A 17,471-nucleotide genomic window follows, 5' to 3' on the forward strand; every position below is an offset into this window, starting at 1 on the left:
AATCATTTATAATACGAGGAAATCGGGAGACACTCATATGATCAGGGGGGATTTGGGTGAATTTAATTAAAGGATTATCGAGTAAGAAGAAGGTCGAACAAGCGGTTCAAACAGAGGAATCCGTTGAAGCACAAGTGGAAGAGTCTAAGCAAGAGGAATCAACGGTGGAGGATCAGCCTATTATTATGGACTCATTAACGACGAAATTACATAATGTTGTGCATGAAATCGTTGAATCACGGGAAGCACTTAAGCACCAAGTAGAGGAACGTAATGATCAAATCAATGATCTCGAAGCAAAAATAAAAGAGATTTTACATGAAAAGAATTTTCTTGAAGGGAAGATTAATAATCTTTCCAAAGAGATTCTTAAAATGGAAGATCATGCGGGTGATCTGAAGGTGCAAAATGAGCAGCTTCAAAATGAATTCAATGCCTTTAGAGTTCAGCATGAAAAAGAAATCCAAGAGTTACAGGATACTTTGACGGAACGAGAAGTGACAAATCGCCAATTAATGTTAGATCTTAATAGAAGTCAGCAAGAAAAGGAGCATAAGATTCGTGAATTAGAGTCGGATGCCCGTGATCAGCAAATCAAATACAAACATCTAGATGAAAAATACAACAAATTGTTTGCGGAGAAGGAACGCTTATTAAAGGTGATCAACAACTTTGCATCAGAGGCCACCGCCTTTGCGAGCAGCAATCAAAGTATGGAAAGTAAGTAACACACAATATTTCTGTCGCTATACATTTTTCGTTAAAGCAACATCCAATGTGGCCGTTTAGGTCATTTAAATATAGAGTCATTTTATATAGCATAGAATAAGCAGCTCGGAAATCCCAAGGATGTCTAATCAAGAAAGCCTTTTTCCTGAATAGACCAAAGCAAATACACTATTGCAAGAATGATCTAGATTTCAAAGCCAACCCTACCTTGAGCGATTAAACTCACAAAGTGATTAGGGCAAGATTATGGAAATGGCTAGAAAAATTGTGAGTGGTGTTTAATCCTGTTTGCAGAATTGAATCCACAAGATGACGTAGGTATCTGTGGCACAACAAGCATGATGGAGAGCATGTGAGCTACAACGCACCATTGTTGATTTGTGTCTGCAAACAAAAGGATGAGATAAGGTGAAGAAGGGGGGGTTTTATGCGGGCTTTAGAATTAGTAAAGCTTCAGGAAAGCGGTGTGATTGACTGTAAGCTTCAAGATGGGGAAAAGACCCATGACATAAAACTGATAGTAGAAGAACATACATATCATCAATTGCGTGCTATTGTGAGGAATTATCCAGATAGTCGTTTTCGATTTTCTTCAGTTTATGGGGGAATAGAAGGGTCCTCTGAGATGAGAGGGCAGGTTTCTATTATCCATCCACAATGGATTCAACGGATTCCTTTTGTGGCTCCTCCTTCCTTTTTCAAGCAAGTCGAGCAGGTGCTTCAGGCCCCCCAGGACACTCTCGCCTTGTACAAAGAAATGCCAGCCTTTGAAAAGGAGGCTCACGCCTCTGAACTGGAAGAGGATCAAACAAGCTCTGTTCCCCAGCGGCGATATATGCCTGGATTAGATGGATTGCGTGCCATTGCTATCCTTGCGGTGATTGCTTATCATCTCCATTTTAGTTTTATGCCGGGGGGATTTTTAGGCGTTACCGTCTTTTTTGTGCTATCGGGTTATTTAATTACCGATCTTTTATTTTTTGAGTGGGACAGTCAAGGACGCATTAACCTGAGGGCTTTTTGGATGCGACGAGTCAAGCGATTACTCCCGGCAATGCTACTGGTCATGAGTGTTGTATTGATTTGGGTCTCTATAAGCCATCAAAACGAGTTATTTGAATCCAAAGGCTTGGTTCTAGCAACCTTGCTTTATGTGAGTAATTGGTGGCTCGTTTTTCACAAAGTCTCTTATTTTGATCAATTCGGTCTAAGCAATCCGTTAGGACATTTCTGGTCACTTGGTATTGAAGAACAGTTTTATTTATTATGGCCGTTTTTTCTTATCATTGGGCTAAGATGGGTGAGACGGCGAAGTGTGCTCCTCGCTCTGATGGGGCTAGGTGTGGCTTTTTCAGCTTTAATGATGGTGCTTCTGTATCAGGAAGGGCATGATCCAAGCAGAGTGTATTATGGAACGGACACGCGCGCCTTTTCTTTACTCTTAGGTGCGGGTGTTGCCGTTATTTTACCGAGTCATAAGGTGATAGCTCATCGCGCTCTTAAGGCAAAACGCTGGCTAAACTACATAGCAACCGGGGCTTTCCTCGCGCTTTTGTCCATGATGGGGATATGGAATGCCTATAGCAGTTATTTATACCATGGTGGAATGCTATTTATCTCTGTTCTAACAGCACTTGTTATAGGTGCCCTTGTGTATCCAAAGAGTTGGATGAGCACGCTTCTGAGTTTTCCACTCCTTCGTTGGATAGGCAAGCGTTCGTATGGCATCTATTTGTGGCATTATCCTATCATTGTCTTGACGAGTCCTGTAGTCAATACAGGTGGTATTAATTGGGGACGGTCACTCTTGCAAGTGGCAGCTTGTTTTCTCATTGCTGATCTTTCATGGCGCTTTGTAGAAAAACCCATCCTGCAAGGCAGAATTTTGATACCCGTTAAGGGTCTTGCTCAAGGGCGTTTGACGAAACGGCTATCGTTAATTGCCGGCGCAATATTTATTGTCACCTTAACCTATTTAAGCGTGACTGTTGCAGCAACTAATGACGATGATGCGCCTTCAGCAGACAGTGAGGCTCATAGTGCAGTGAGTAGGGCTGCAGTGGAGATGTCTAAAAAAGCTGTTCCTTCTGTTAGCGACGTCCATGATGGACAAGAGAGGAAGCAAGGGGGAACTAACAGTACGGCGGATGAACAGGAGGCGGTGACACTTATCGGTGATTCGCTGACAAAAGATGTTGAACCGTATTTAAAACAGCTTATACCCTCGGCCATCATCAATGGTAAGGTTGGTCGGCAGATGCATGAAGCCCCAGCCTTATTACACCAGCTTAAAAATAAAGAGCAATTGACTGGAAAAGTCGTCATTGAATTAGGAACAAACGGGGCCTTTTCGAAATCCCAGCTCACGGCATTGATTCAGGTATTGGATAAAAAGCAGCAAATTTATTTAATAAATATTCGTGTTCCGCGCCCCTGGCAGGATGTTGTTAATAAGGCTTTAAGTCAAGCGGCACAGCGTTATCCTAATGTCCACTTGATTAACTGGCTTTCTGCCAGCAGAGGAAAGGCTTCATATTTTTCGGAGGATGGCGTGCATTTAACACCTATTGGTGCTAAAAGCTATGCTCAGCTGATTAAAAAGACAGTAGAGAAATAGAATAAAGCCCTAAATGTAAATAATGGATGACGATTCGAGAGAGAAGGTTTAATGATGGTTCGTAAGCTGTCATTAGCCCTTCTATTTTTGAATATAGGCATGTGCATGACATTTGTAGAAAAATGTTCTTAAAGTCACGTGCAAATCGTCTTGGGTTTTCGTATTATAAGGAAGTGTGAAAAAAACTTAAGGAGATAGAGAGATGAGACTACGAAGAGACGAGGCTTTTCGATTTGAATTTGATTCGCCGATAGCCGCTCTTTTTACTATAGAAAGAATTAATGATCAGGTAACACACAGTCATGAAGGGGAAGGGCATATCCTTGATTTAAGTCCAAGGGGTATGAAGCTGTTAACACCCTTTGATATACCAATTTCAGATGAACAGCAAGTCAACATCTCTGTTCGTTTTAAATTAATCGAGAATGAATATACGGTTCAGGGGAACATTATTTGGCAAGAAGTCGCTGGAGAGGATTATCATTATGGCTTGCATCTTACTGTCGATGAGTATGTGCAAGAAGCCTTGATTGATGAGCTGAAACACTTAGCAGCATCTACTGTAAATGGAGAATAATCGACCTAATCATCTTTAAAAATCATAGAAGTAAAACAGCCAACCTTATCATGAGGTTGGCTGTTTTAGTATTACTTACCAATAGAGAGATCTCGATTTCTTCGAAGCGGAGGTAAGATTTTTGTTCCGAATTTGGTTAGGGGTTCAGTGATAAAGGTACATTTGCTGGCGATGAATGTGGCGATTAACCCGACTATGATGCCCGCCAATAGATCGGATGGCCAGTGAACACCAACATACAACCTAGAAATAGTAACAATGCTAGCGATGATGGTGATCGTCCAGCGTAGCCAACGTTTTTGGCTGAACCATATGGTTGAAGCAAGTGCCCAACTCATTGCTGCATGATCACTTGGAAACGAGGCGTTAGCGTCATGTGATACTAATAGATGATAGCTCCCTGCTGGTAATGTCGTAAACGGTCGATGACGGAACCAGATGTGAGCAATGACCATGTTAATGATCAGTGCAAACACAATGGCAAACACAGCTGTTACGAGCGTTTGTCTTTCCTTGAGATGGGATTTTCGAATTAAAAACCAAGAGACGACTAGAAACGCAGCGTAGAGCTCTGGAGAATATTTAGTAAAAAAGATCATGATGTCATCAACAATGGTACTATGGTTAGCCATATTATTGAAAAAATGATAAATGGGTAAGTCAAAATGCATAGACACAATAACTCCTTTTAAAATGTGATTCATAGATAACGAGAATAACTTTTAAATAATATCATAAAACAGGACGTATGTGGATAAGGATGTTAAACATTTTAAAAAAGTTATGTAAAATAAATCAAAAATACATATTCAAAAATAAACAAAAGTATTGTATAATTAAAACAGACATAAACAGAATATATGATTTTGACTAGATTTTATTATTGGAGGCGCTTAAACATGGTTAAACAGTTATGGGAGGATACAGTGGCTAAACAATTAACCCCAGGGGTTGATGAGCTGGTGTATCGTTCGAATTTGATTGGCAGTGATCGCTCAGTGTGTAACTGGGGCGGTGGAAATACCTCAATGAAGACAATGGAAAAGGATTTCCGGGGACGCACTATTGAAGTGATGTGGGTGAAAGGGAGCGGCTCTGATTTAGCAACGATGACGCGTGCTAATTTTACAGGTTTAAATCTTGACGATATTCGCCCCTTGATGGAGCGGGAAGCAATGTCTGATGAAGAGATGGTTGAATACTTATCCCATTGCATGATTGATAGCAAACATCCAAGGGCGTCTATTGAAACGCTATTACATGCTTTTTTGCCCTTCCGCCATGTTGATCACACGCATCCGGATGCGATCATTAGCCTTTGCTGCGCAGATAATGGCAAGGAAATCGCAAAAGAAATTTATGGCGATCGTTTTGTTTGGGTGCCTTACGTTCGACCTGGATTCACCCTTTCTAAAATGATTGCTGAAGGTGTGAAAAGCAATCCAAACGCAGAGCTTGTTCTAATGGAGAAGCATGGACTAGTGACTTGGGGAGAGACGGCTAAGGAAAGCTATGACAAAACCATCGCGATGATCAACGAAGCCGAAGAGTATATTAATAGTAAATTAGATGACACCACCGCTTTTGGTGGAGCAAAATATACGGCGCTTTCAGAGGCTGAAGCGGAAGCCATTCTGGCTAAAGTGCTTCCAGTCATTCGCGGGGAAGTAAGCGATAATAAAAAGATGCTCTTAACCTATGATCGCAGTGAGGATGTCTTACAATTTGTGAACAGTCATGAAGCTCCCACATTATCACAGATTGGCGCGGCCTGTCCTGACCATCTTGTCCATACGAAGCGCATCCCTCTTTATATAGATTGGGATCCTCAAAAAGAAGAGATAGAAAGCTTGATTCATAAATTAAGAGCGGGTATATCAGACTTCAAGGTAAGTTATCAGGAATATTTTGCTCGGAATAAGCATGAAGGAGACGTCATGTTTGAACCTGCACCGAGAGTGGTGCTCATTCCAGGCATCGGCATGGTGAATACGGGTAAGGATGTGAAAAATGCACGGATCAGCGGAGCACTTTATCATCGAGCGATTGCTGTGATGAAAGGGGCAACAACGCTTGGCCGCTTTGTCTCCCTAAGTGAAAATGAATCGTATAACGTTGAATATTGGCCATTGGAGCTCTACAAGCTCTCCCTTGCCCCCGCTGAAGCCGAATTTTCTCGCCATGTTGCCTTTATCACAGGAGGAGCTGGTGGGATTGGCAGTGCGAGCTGTCGTCGCTTCGTTTCTGAAGGCGCTCATGTGGTGATTGCCGACCTTAATGTTGATGGTGCGGAAAAGTTAGCTTCAGAGATGAATAGTGAATATGGTGAGGGGCGTGCGATTGCTGTTAAAATGGATGTCACGAAGGAGGAAGAGGTGCAGGCGGCCTTTACGAAAACAGCGCTCACTTTTGGGGGTGTGGATATCATCGTCAACAACGCAGGTTTGGCGACATCCAGCCCGATTGAAGAGACGACTTTAAAAGAGTGGAATCTAAATATCAACGTTTTAGGCACGGGATATTTCTTGGTTGCACGTGAAGCTTTTAAACAAATGAAAGAGCAAGCACTTGGTGGCAGCATGGTCTTTATCGGCTCAAAGAATTCGGTTTATGCAGGAAAAAATGCGGCAGCCTACAGCTCAGTTAAGGCGCTTGAAACCCATCTCGCAAGATGCATTGCTGCAGAAGGGGGACAGTATGGTATTCGCGTCAATTCCGTTCTTCCAGATGCGGTTTTACAAGGCTCAGCGATTTGGAATTCGTCGTGGCGCAATGAGAGAGCAGCCGCATACGGTATTGCCCCTGATCAGCTTGAGGAGCACTACCGCAAGCGCACGACATTACTTGTAAATATTTATCCGCAAGATATCGCTGATGCGATTGCTTTTTTTGCCTCTTCGAAAGCAGAAAAAACAACAGGCTGTATGCTGACTGTCGATGGCGGTGTCCCGGCAGCCTTCACGAGATAATTGAAAATAATTTAATAAAACTAGAGGTGCAGTCAATGATTCATACTTTCGTTGGCTGCATTTTTTAATACTATCAGAATGTATAACTTTGCTGACGCGCATAAGGGAAGAGAGTATAAGTCGGGCTTTGACTATCGCCACCTGGGGCTTGCCGGCACCCTAAGTGTGTGATTTGCAAAAATCACATCAGGAGTACCAGCGAAGTGGTGCAAGCCAAGTTTTCTAATAGTAAATTGGCTAAGAAATGCGCCAATTTATATAATAAAGTAAAAGCTCATAGGGTAAAGGATGACAGGTATGAGAGAAGTGCTATTAAAAGAGCTCTTGGTATTAACCGATGAGGAACAAGCGATTGTGCAAACCGATAAAGCGGTAAGAAAAGAGCTATACACAAGTCAGCAACATTTTGTAATTGAAAGTGAGAAGTTCCTTAATCCTGATAAAATGATCATGATCCGCAAGCATACACGGTTCGTTGATTTTCCGAAGCATCGTCATAATTACATTGAATTGAATTATGTTTTTAATGGCCAGCTGCGACAAAAGGTTGGCAACAAGGCTTTGACCCTTAGGAAAGGTGAGTTATTGTTTCTCAATCAACATATTGAACATGAGATTGCGGCTAGTCAAACAGAAGACATCATCATTAACTTTATTATCCAGCCGGAATTCTTTGAATTCATCTTTTCGTTTCTAACCTCTGAAAATATGGTCACTGATTTTTTAATCAATAGTTTGTATAACACCTCGCAGAATGGCCAATTTCTCTTTTTCAAAGTGGCACATGTCAAGGAGATTCAGGCGCTTATTCAAAAAATTATATGGGAAATGATGCGGCCCACCGCCTTGTCGGAACCAACAATTAAATTGTATATGGGATTATTGATGCTTGAATTGACTAAGCATCTAGAGAAAATTGAGCATGATGAAGCATACACTCATCAGCATCAGCTTTTAATTGAAGTATTGAATTATATTGAGAGTCATTTTAAAGACGGTTCTTTACAGGCTCTGGCAGAGCAATTGAATCAAACCCACTATGGACTGAGTAAAGTTATCAAAAAAGAAACCGGGGCTACATTTAAAGCACTCTTGCAGAAAAAGAGACTTAGCAAAGCCAGGGAATTATTAGAGACGACGCAGACACCAATTGCTATGATTGTTGAGCAAGTGGGCTATGATAATATGAGTTATTTTTATCGAATCTTTAAAAAGAAATATGGCGTGACACCCAATCAATATCGTCAGCAACGGATGACATAATCCGTTGCTGTTTTTTCAATGGTGCTCTTCCCAGCAGGTTAAAAGGAGGCCAGTGGAAAACTACTAAAAGTGTGAAGTCACGAGAAACTCGGAACACTTTAAAATCGTGTGTTCTTCGGGCGCCGCTGACTCATGATATGGGAGATCGGTCAGCCCCACAGGGCGCAGCTCGAGAAGTCTTACCACTCCCCTGTGGAAAGCGAGGACCCTCCATTGCAATCAGCTTCCGAACCTTTCTTGTGTATGATAAAAATAAGAACAGGGAACTTTTTCATTGGTTTTGGTTAAAAGAAGAGGGGAGTTATCAAGAAGTACTCATCTATAACTGGCAAATAAGGACAATAAAAAGATAACTCAGGTCATGTATTTTCGCTTTTTTGGAGCGTAAAATAGATGTAAAGCAAGCGTTTACAAAGAGGGCTGGTGTGTATGACAACGTATAGTTTAGCCATAGATATTGGCGCGTCGAGTGGGAGATGTATACTCGGGCATATCGAGGCAGGGAGACTTGTGCTTCAGGAGGTTTATCGCTTTGAGAATAGGTTGGTAAAAAAGGACAGTCATGTGTGCTGGGAGGTTGAGCGCCTCTTTGCTGAAATTTGTAAGGGGATTCAAAAATGTAAAGCTATCGGTATCCAACCGGCAAGTATCGGTATTGATACATGGGCAGTCGATTTTGTCCTTCTTGATGAAGCGGACGAGCGCCTCACGGATGCTGTTGCGTATCGCGATGCAAGAACCGATGGGATGATGGAGGAAGTCTTTCAAATCATCATGAAAGAGAGACTGTATTTGGAGACTGGGATTCAATTTCAAAAATTTAATACGCTCTATCAGCTCTATGCCCTAAAAAAACAGCATCCGAAGGTCCTTGAGAAGGCGAAGACCTTTCTAATGATTCCCGACTATTTTAACTTTCTACTAACAGGGCGAAAAGCGAATGAGTATACAAATGCAACATCGACTCAATTGGTAAATGCCTTCACGAAGCGTTGGGATCATGGATTGCTTAAAGCCTTAGGGCTTAATGAGGAGATGTTTCAGGAGATCCATAGGCCAAAAACCGTTTTAGGCCCAGTAAAAAAGGAACTGACCGATTGCTTTGGCTGGGAGATGCAGGTGATACTCCCAGCGACGCATGACACTGGCTCGGCGGTGCTTTCTATGCCGGAGCAAGCCGATTCAATTTATATTAGCTCTGGAACATGGTCACTTATTGGTGTGGAGAACCACTTTCCAATCTGTGTGACAAAAGCCCTTGACTATAACTTTACAAATGAAGGGGGACTCGACTACCGCTTCCGATTCTTAAAAAATATCATGGGGCTTTGGATGATCCAGGAAGTCAAGCGGCTTTATGATCATGCTTACTCATTTAGTGAGCTTGTGGAGCTTGCCAAGGAAGCAACGCATTTTCATTCGCTGATTGATGTTAATGCTGATCGTTTTCTTAACCCTGATCATATGATAGACGAGGTTCAGGCAGCTTGTCGTGAGGCGGGGCAACCGGTTCCACAGACACCTGGCGAACTGGCAAAATGCATTTATGAAAGCTTAGCGCTGAGTTATAAAAAGGCGGTTCAGGAAATTGAAGATATTTTTGAAAGACCCTTTCAGACGATCAATGTAATTGGCGGCGGCTGTCAAAACGAATATCTTAATCAACTGCTGGCGAATGCCACTCAAAAACGGGTCAATGCGGGTCCAGTTGAAGCAACAGCGATAGGCAATTTGAGTGCACAGCTCATGGCGCTTGGTGAGATTACTGATTTACAAGAGGCGCGTATGTTAATCAGACAGTCTTTTGACGTGAAAACCTATCTACCAGCCGAACATTTTGTTCAATAATGAGGAGGATGATGGACATGACGATTAGAGAAAATTATGCGTACGCTAAGGCTGCTTATGAAAAATGGGGAATTTCGGTTGATGAGGTGCTGGAGAAGCTTAAGATGATTCCCATTTCTATTCATTGCTGGCAAGGGGATGATATTGGTGGCTTTGAAGTGAATCGTAATGAATTATCTGGAGGGATTGACGTTACTGGGAATTATCCTGGTAAAGCATCGACACCTGAAGAATTACGAAGTGATCTGGAAAAAGCGTTGTCCTTAATTCCAGGCAAGCACCGTGTCAACCTTCACAGCATTTATGCGGAAACGGCTGGGGAGGCTGTAGAAAGGGATCAGCTTGAACCTAAGCATTTTGAGCAATGGGTAAGCTGGGCGAAAGAAAATGGTCTAGGCCTAGACTTTAACCCCACTTTATTCGCCCATCCAAAGGCTGATGACGGGCTGACACTCGCACATCCTGATCGGGAAATAAGGGAGTTTTGGATCCGGCATTGTATTGCTAGCCGGCGGATTGCTGAATACTTTGGTAAGGAGCTTGGAACTCCTGCTCTCACAAATATTTGGATTCCAGATGGCTATAAGGATATTCCGAGTGATCGTTTAACACCAAGACAACGCTTAAAAGAGTCCTTAGATAAAATTTTTGCTGTCGCTATTGATGAAGCCTACAATTTGGATGCAATTGAAAGCAAGCTATTTGGCATTGGCTCTGAGGCCTATGTCGTTGGCTCTCATGAATTTTACCTTGGTTATGCCTTGAAAAACAATAAGTTATGTTTGTTAGACACGGGGCATTTTCATCCCACAGAAGCAGTCTCAAATAAGATTTCATCAATGCTGTTGTACAGTGATAAATTAGCTTTACATGTTTCTAGACCCGTGCGCTGGGATAGCGATCATGTGGTCATTTTAGATGATGAGCTTCGTGAAATTGCTCATGAGATTGTCCGAAATGATGCGTTAGATAAAGTGATGATTGGTCTAGACTTTTTTGATGCAAGTATCAACCGGGTTGCTGCCTGGGTGATTGGGACACGGAACATGCTCAAGGCTCTGCTCTATGCTCTACTCACACCTGCAAAACAGCTTAAAGCGCTGCAGGAAGAGGGGAATTTTACAGAACGGCTGGCATTGATGGAGGAGTTTAAAACCTATCCCTTTGGAGCGGTATGGGATTATTATTGTGAGACCATGGGTGTTCCAACAAGAGAGGCGTGGTTGGACGACATCAAAACCTATGAAAAGGCTGTTCTCTCCCTTCGCTCTTAAACGTATTTAGAGAAAAGACGAGACATCCCTCTCCTCATATTATGGTATAGTGGTATGAGAACAGACAAAAACAAAAAAAACAACATAGAACAAAAATAAAGAGATGGGATGGATAAAGGTGCTTGTTGCTGAGAGACAGAAAAAAATTGTTGAACTTGTAAATGAACGCTTAAGTATTCGCGTCACAGAGCTAAGCAAAATATTCTCTGTAACTGAGGAGACGATTCGCAGAGATCTGGAAAAGCTCGAAAAAGAGAAGCTGTTATTAAGAAGTCACGGCGGGGCGATCAGCATTGCTGATGAACAGTCAGAGATTTCTTATACGGAAAGAGAGATTACGAACGCGGCTGAGAAGCGAGCGATTGCTGTTGAAGCGGTCAAACGCATACAGCCAGGTGAATATATTGTTTTGGATGCGAGTACTACGGCATGGTACATGGCGAAGGAATTGCCAGACCAGCCACTTACGGTGATCACTAATTCTATCAAAGTATGTCTGGAACTTAGCAAAAAAGAACACATTAAGGTCATTTCAACAGGAGGCATGCTATCACCAAAATCACTCTCTTATGTAGGCCCGCTGGCAGAACGCTCATTGACGATGTACCATGTGCACAAAGCCTTTTTATCCTGCAAAGGCGTGGACTTGAAAGGCGGATTAACAGACTCTAACGAATGGCAGGCTTTATTGAAAAGACAGATGATGGCCATTGCGGACGAGACGATATTGATGGTCGATTCCACAAAGTTTGATAGTCAGACCTTTGTTCAAATTGCGCCCTTGGCTGATGTAGATTGTGTAATGACAGATCACTTAGATGAGACCTATCGTGCGACTTTGCTCGAGCATGCTATTGAATACGAGGTTGTTCCTGTTTTAAAGTAATGCCTTTTATTAAACTGATTCAATGAAAAGAGGGGAATCTATGCTGAGAAAAGCGTCGATCATGTACGTCAACAAAGCTGCCTTCGACGAATACCAACGCCGCCATGATGAACTTTGGCCGGATATGGCTGCCGAATTAAAAAAACATGGTGTTCATCATTACTCCATTTTCCTCCATCGTCCAACTGGACAGCTATTTGCTTACTTAGAAATTGAAAGTGAAGAAAGATGGGCAGAGATGGCCAATACTGAGGTTTGTCGAAGATGGTGGGCATATATGGAGCCACTAATGACGACTAATCCTGATGCAAGTCCAGTCAGCGAGGATTTAGATGAAGTTTTTTATTTAGAATAACTCCAAGTCTAGTGAAAACTAGGCTTTTTCTATTGTCATTAATGAGCCGGTGCCATTTTTAAGGCTTCATAATGCTGATGTGAACAAAATGGAGAACAACTCAGGGGGCAAAATTCCGAATCAGAGGGTGAGCGTAACAAATGACAGGGACAAGTTAACAAAAGCGGCTCCAAAGGAACAAAAGGCAGGCGCCTTTTAACAAATCTCCAGCCCAACGGAACAAATCAAGGCTGAAGAGAACAAATAAAGAACAAATCCGAGGTATAAGTTTCCGAATCAGGATGCGGGTGTAACAAATAGCATGATTATTATAACAAAAGTCACGTGCAATCTAACAAATTCAAGGACAGGTTTCCAAATGAGAGGAGGGCATAATCAATCTATGGGGGAAATAACAAAACGATAAATAAAAATCCTTAATTAAAAGGTATAATCCTTTTTGCCACTTTTTCTTAAATACGGACAAGCAAGCATGTTATACTAGGATTATAAAAGGCAAAAACTTAGGTGCGAATGTGAAGCGAACATAAAATACTAGGGAGATTCGCACCACATATACGTCTAATTTTATTATTTTCATTTCCTTTAATGGGTTTTTATTGTAAAATAAAAGCGGTTTTTTAGTAAAAATGTAATTTTATTAGGAGATTTTTACTAGATTTCGCAGTCGCACTCTTCATGAGTGCGTGGATTGAAATAGAGTAGTAAAACAGAAGAATCAAAGAAAGTTAAGTCGCACTCTTCATGAGTGCGTGGATTGAAATGTAGGGACTACGTCGTTTAACGCCGTCAACCGTGGCTGTCGCACTCTTCATGAGTGCGTGGATTGAAATATCTATACTGTAGTGTAACTATACTTTAAAAACGTCGCACTCTTCATGAGTGCGTGGATTGAAATGCCTTTTCGCAGCGACCGCACGCCGAGCTTTTACGTGTCGCACTCTTCATGAGTGCGTGGATTGAAATGTAGTACGAACGAATCATGCAAAGCTGTAGAATATGTCGCACTCTTCATGAGTGCGTGGATTGAAATGTTGATAACCCAACACCTCAGAACTTTTATGAAGCGTCGCACTCTTCATGAGTGCGTGGATTGAAATCTCCTGTACTATCATCATCCCCCAAGACTGCAACGACGTCGCACTCTTCATGAGTGCGTGGATTGAAATGATGATTGCCGTCATCGTTGCGTCGCGATCACTGTCGCACTCTTCATGAGTGCGTGGATTGAAATCGAAGCAAGTTACGGTAACTAAATACGTACCGAAGTCGCACTCTTCATGAGTGCGTGGATTGAAATGATACCCTCAATCTCCCGATTACCTTGATCGTCGGCGTCGCACTCTTCATGAGTGCTTGGATGAAAGAAAATGCATTGAATATATAGAAAACTAAAATTTTAACACGATTGGGCTGCTCCTTATGCATGGCATAAGGAGAATTTTTTTATACTAGCACAATTTATAATTTCGCTGGCGCTTTCAAAGGAAGATAGTATAAGTGTAACTTTGATTTTCGCTGTTAAAGGCATAGTGATAACTTAATTTTTCTGATTATGTTAACAAAAAAAATATAACCAAAACTAGACATTCGTAAAATCAGAATTAGCGGTGATGTATCGAAAGGTTAAAAACTCTGGTGTTTTTGAGTTAGCCGCAATATATATAGACAAAAAGGCCTATTTAAGTATGGTTTTTAAGCAGTGATATTTTTAAACCAAATAAAAATAAATAAACAAAATTAAACAATCTGTAATATGTTTGTTTTATGTTGACTTATAAGGATAAAAGCGCTATCATTTTAATAACAGCTTTGGAATATTTTATATTCAAAAGAAAATCCAAATGATTAGAACTTGTCATTTGTCACTTAGGTCCATTTTTGAATACGCTTCACTTCAAGTGAGTATTTGATCAACATTAAGATCCGTTGTCTACGTATAGGCAACAATCGCAAGGGGGAATACCGATGGTTAAAATTGGTAGTCGATCAACGACAGGTTGGAAGGCAACGATATCAGTAGCGATGGCCAATTACATTGAAGCGGGATCCATTATCGCAGCTGCAAGTAGTTTATCATTGTGGCAGGCCTACCTCCATCTCAATAGTGTAGCAATTGGCTTGTTGAGCGCGTTAAGTGCCAACGCATTTGGAGCGGCAGTTGGTGCGTTATTGGGAGGTTATTTATGCGATAAATACGGTCGTAAATTTATTTATGCCTATGATTTGCTGCTCTATATGCTCGGGGTTTTACTAATTGCTTTTTCATTTAACCTGCCGATGCTTCTCATTGGTACTATTATTACAGGTATCGCTGTTGGTGCAGGCGTTCCGGCCTCATGGACTTATATTGCTGAAGAAGCGCCTCATGAAAAACGGGCGGCACATGTTGGGACAGCACAATTAGCTTGGTCAACCGGCCCTGCCCTTACCTTTTTATTAGCTGTATTACTTGCGCCACTCGGACTTTTAGGTAGCCGCATTATTTTTATTCATTTACTGATTATCGCATTTATAACATGGTATATTCGCCAAGGGTTATCGGAATCGACACTTTGGAAGGAAGAACAAGAAAAAGCTGAAAATAATAAAGGAGCACAGGTCGTATCGAAGCGTTCCTTTAAAGAACTATTTAGCTTAAAGATGAATCGTCAAGCCCTGTTTTTGTTAGTCGGGATCTATCTTTTTTGGAATCTGACCGCTGGTGCCATGGGGTATTTTATGCCGTATATTTATGAGCATGTCGGCGGGCTGTCAAACGTCCAAGCTAACCTGCTTCAAGTGCTTCTATGGGGACTTACTGTGGCCACTACATTCTTTGTTTTTATGAAGCTTGGTGATAAGTATAGTCGGCGTTTTCTCTTTGGGCTAGGAGCAGTGATGGGCATTGTGGCATGGCTGTTGCTAACCTTTGCTGCAATGAACTGGTTTACTCTCTTTGCCTTTGTTATTTTATGGGGAAGTGCCGCTGGATTTGGTGCTCAAGCCTTTTATGGCCTGTGGGCGAGTGAATTATTCCCGACCAAGTATCGTGCTGGAGCTCAAGGCTTTATGTACTTTGTGGTGCGCACGGGGATCGCGATTTGGTCATTTTTACTGCCAACAATTATGGATACGCTTGGCTTTCAAGTCGCTGGAATTGTCATGATCATCTTCTTGGTCATTCACTTTATTATCGGAGTAATCTTGGCTCCAGATACTCAGGGAAAATCGCTGAGGGATATTGAAAGAGAACGTTTCGGGGAAGAGCTTTCTGACCTCTCGAAAAAGCAAGCCTAAGATTACTAAGGCAATGTGATTTGCGCATAATCAAAAACTATATTACGATAGAAACGGACTTGCCGATGGTAGGTTCGTTTTTTTGTTCCACTATCGCAAAAAGTTTAAAAGTCCAAGTAGTAGACCACGCGCTTGTCGCACGTTATCTTTTGATTTGTTGGAGGCTATGATGAGCAATAAAAATAAAGGCATTTTATTACTGTTAGCTTCAGCCTTTGGCTTTGCGATGATGGCTGTTTTTGTGAAGCTATCAGGGGATTTGCCAACCGTACAAAAAACCTTATTTAGAAATCTTGTGTCGGCGGTTGTCGCCTTTGGTTTTGTTCTTTATCACAAGGAACGTGTTTTTGGACGAAAAGAAAATCAGGTGATTTTAATATTACGGTCGACCTTTGGAACATTGGGCATCCTGCTCAATTTTTATGCGATTGATCATTTGATTTTATCAGACTCAGAAATGCTGAATAAACTCAGTCCATTCCTACTCATTATCTTTTCGGCGCTCTTTTTGAAGGAGAAGGTTAAACCTTATCAATGGCTGTGTGTCATCGTTGCTTTGGTCGGAGCGCTCTTTATTATCAAACCAGAGTTTTCGGCAGCGACTATTCCTTATGCCTTTGGGTTTCTAGGTTCTGTTTTTGCAGCGGGAGCTTATACTTTTTTGCGTGTCTTAGGAAACAAAGAAAAATATTATACCGTTGTTTTTTATTTTTCATTTTTTGCAACGGTTGTTTTGCTGCCGTTTACGATTTATTATTATGAGCCGATGTCACTTAAACAGCTCGTCTATCTCTTACTTGCGGGGGTTTTTGCGACCATTGGGCAATTTGGCATTACCTTGGCTTATAAATTTGCTCCAGCAAGTGAAATTTCAGTTTTTTTCTATTCAACTGTTCTTTATTCGACGATTCTAAGCATTGTTATTTTCAAGCAATGGCCAGACGGATATAGCCTCATCGGTTATGCTTGCATACTCGCTGCGCTAATCTATATGTTCATTCGCAACAATCAAAGGAGCAAAGAGGCGGCATCATAATAAACTTAATGCTGCGCCTCTCTTTTGCTTACAAGATCATAAAGGAATGTCCAACACTTGTCTTGGAGTGAAAACAATTAAATACCTTAATAAAAACCAGAAAAAACTATGGGGCCTTTTTAAGTAAAAAGAAGTAGTCCCCTGTATGTGTAGCAGGCTTTTGTTATTTGAGGAAGCCTTTTTTTACGCTCCCCCCTGGATTTGTCAACATGCCGCAGCCTTTTGTTACGCTTACCCATGGATTTGGAAACTGACCTTGCGGATTTGTTCTCTTTTTGGAAACTTCGGGGGTTATTCGTTATTTTGTGGCAGGCTTTTGTTAAAAAGGGTCTGCCTTTTGTTGCGCTCCCCCCTGGATTTGTCAACATGCCGCAACCATTAGTTATGCATCCCCCTAAATTCGGAAGCTTACACCGCGGATTTGCTCTTTATTGATTAGATTTCTTCCACTGTCTTATATTTTCGATTCTAGTCCTCTGTCTTTGTTTCAGTTGGTTTTTCAGCAATAGCTTCGCTGCTGTTGCTGCTTGACCAAATCCCGCCTTCGTTCATTTGCTTTTCCGCTATATCTTTAATATCTTGTGGAGCTCTCTTCTTGTTGCTGGTCTCTGTCAATGTTTTACACCTCCTGATGTCTA

At 41.6% G+C, this 17,471-nt stretch carries 13 protein-coding genes and 1 CRISPR repeat array; of the genes, 11 read left to right on the forward strand and 2 right to left on the reverse strand.

Annotated features, from left to right (window positions below):
* Window positions 1–56: 56 nt before the first annotated feature.
* From IEW82_RS07095 to IEW82_RS07105, 3 genes are all read left to right on the forward strand, one after another.
* Window positions 57–728 (forward strand): hypothetical protein, encoded by a 672-nt coding sequence (locus tag IEW82_RS07095; RefSeq protein ID WP_188691408.1) that lies wholly within the window; start codon window positions 57–59, stop codon window positions 726–728.
* Between the two features lie 428 nt (window positions 729–1,156).
* Complete coding sequence (locus tag IEW82_RS07100; RefSeq protein WP_188691410.1) at window positions 1,157–3,346, forward strand: acyltransferase family protein; 2,190 nt, start codon at window positions 1,157–1,159, stop codon at window positions 3,344–3,346.
* A 202-nt stretch (window positions 3,347–3,548) separates the two neighbouring features.
* Window positions 3,549–3,923 carry a PilZ domain-containing protein gene (locus IEW82_RS07105; RefSeq protein WP_188691412.1) on the forward strand — a complete coding sequence of 125 codons (375 nt, stop codon included), beginning with the start codon at window positions 3,549–3,551 and terminating at the stop codon, window positions 3,921–3,923.
* A 71-nt stretch (window positions 3,924–3,994) separates the two neighbouring features.
* Here IEW82_RS07105 and IEW82_RS07110 read toward each other — a convergent pair whose 3' ends face one another.
* On the reverse strand, window positions 3,995–4,594 hold the full coding sequence (locus IEW82_RS07110) for an undecaprenyl-diphosphatase (RefSeq protein ID WP_188691413.1): 600 nt from the start codon (window positions 4,592–4,594) through the stop codon (window positions 3,995–3,997).
* A gap of 228 nt (window positions 4,595–4,822) precedes the next feature.
* On the opposite strand from IEW82_RS07110, the gene IEW82_RS07115 reads away from it, so the two are divergent.
* From IEW82_RS07115 to IEW82_RS07150, 8 genes are all read left to right on the forward strand, one after another.
* Window positions 4,823–6,892, forward strand: a complete 2,070-nt coding sequence (locus IEW82_RS07115; RefSeq protein ID WP_188691415.1) for a bifunctional aldolase/short-chain dehydrogenase — start codon at window positions 4,823–4,825, stop codon at window positions 6,890–6,892.
* 297 nt (window positions 6,893–7,189) lie between these two features.
* Window positions 7,190–8,155, forward strand: a complete 966-nt coding sequence (locus IEW82_RS07120) for an AraC family transcriptional regulator (RefSeq protein WP_188691417.1) — start codon at window positions 7,190–7,192, stop codon at window positions 8,153–8,155.
* A 429-nt stretch (window positions 8,156–8,584) separates the two neighbouring features.
* Entirely contained in the window at window positions 8,585–10,003 is a 1,419-nt protein-coding gene (gene rhaB, locus IEW82_RS07125; protein ID WP_188691420.1) for a rhamnulokinase, read from the forward strand.
* 17 nt (window positions 10,004–10,020) lie between these two features.
* Complete coding sequence (gene rhaA, locus IEW82_RS07130; protein ID WP_188691422.1) at window positions 10,021–11,277, forward strand: L-rhamnose isomerase; 1,257 nt, start codon at window positions 10,021–10,023, stop codon at window positions 11,275–11,277.
* A 118-nt stretch (window positions 11,278–11,395) separates the two neighbouring features.
* Entirely contained in the window at window positions 11,396–12,163 is a 768-nt protein-coding gene (locus tag IEW82_RS07135; RefSeq protein ID WP_188691425.1) for a DeoR/GlpR family DNA-binding transcription regulator, read from the forward strand.
* A gap of 40 nt (window positions 12,164–12,203) precedes the next feature.
* Window positions 12,204–12,518: an L-rhamnose mutarotase gene (gene rhaM / locus IEW82_RS07140; RefSeq protein ID WP_188691429.1), complete on the forward strand. Its 315-nt coding sequence runs from the start codon at window positions 12,204–12,206 to the stop codon at window positions 12,516–12,518.
* A gap of 666 nt (window positions 12,519–13,184) precedes the next feature.
* Window positions 13,185–13,886: direct repeats of the CRISPR family, unit length 32 nt; unit sequence GTCGCACTCTTCATGAGTGCGTGGATTGAAAT.
* Window positions 13,887–14,486: 600 nt separating this feature from the next.
* Window positions 14,487–15,797: an MFS transporter gene (locus IEW82_RS07145; RefSeq protein WP_188691431.1), complete on the forward strand. Its 1,311-nt coding sequence runs from the start codon at window positions 14,487–14,489 to the stop codon at window positions 15,795–15,797.
* A gap of 169 nt (window positions 15,798–15,966) precedes the next feature.
* Complete coding sequence (locus tag IEW82_RS07150) at window positions 15,967–16,833, forward strand: DMT family transporter (protein WP_188691709.1); 867 nt, start codon at window positions 15,967–15,969, stop codon at window positions 16,831–16,833.
* A 468-nt stretch (window positions 16,834–17,301) separates the two neighbouring features.
* Here IEW82_RS07150 and IEW82_RS07155 read toward each other — a convergent pair whose 3' ends face one another.
* The gene (locus IEW82_RS07155) at window positions 17,302–17,448 is read right to left on the reverse strand and encodes a hypothetical protein (RefSeq protein WP_188691433.1); all 147 of its coding nucleotides are present in this window, start codon (window positions 17,446–17,448) and stop codon (window positions 17,302–17,304) included.
* Window positions 17,449–17,471: the final 23 nt, after the last annotated feature.

The sequence above is a fragment of the Pullulanibacillus camelliae genome (genome assembly GCF_014642655.1).
Taxonomy (GTDB): domain Bacteria; phylum Bacillota; class Bacilli; order Bacillales; family Sporolactobacillaceae; genus Pullulanibacillus; species Pullulanibacillus camelliae.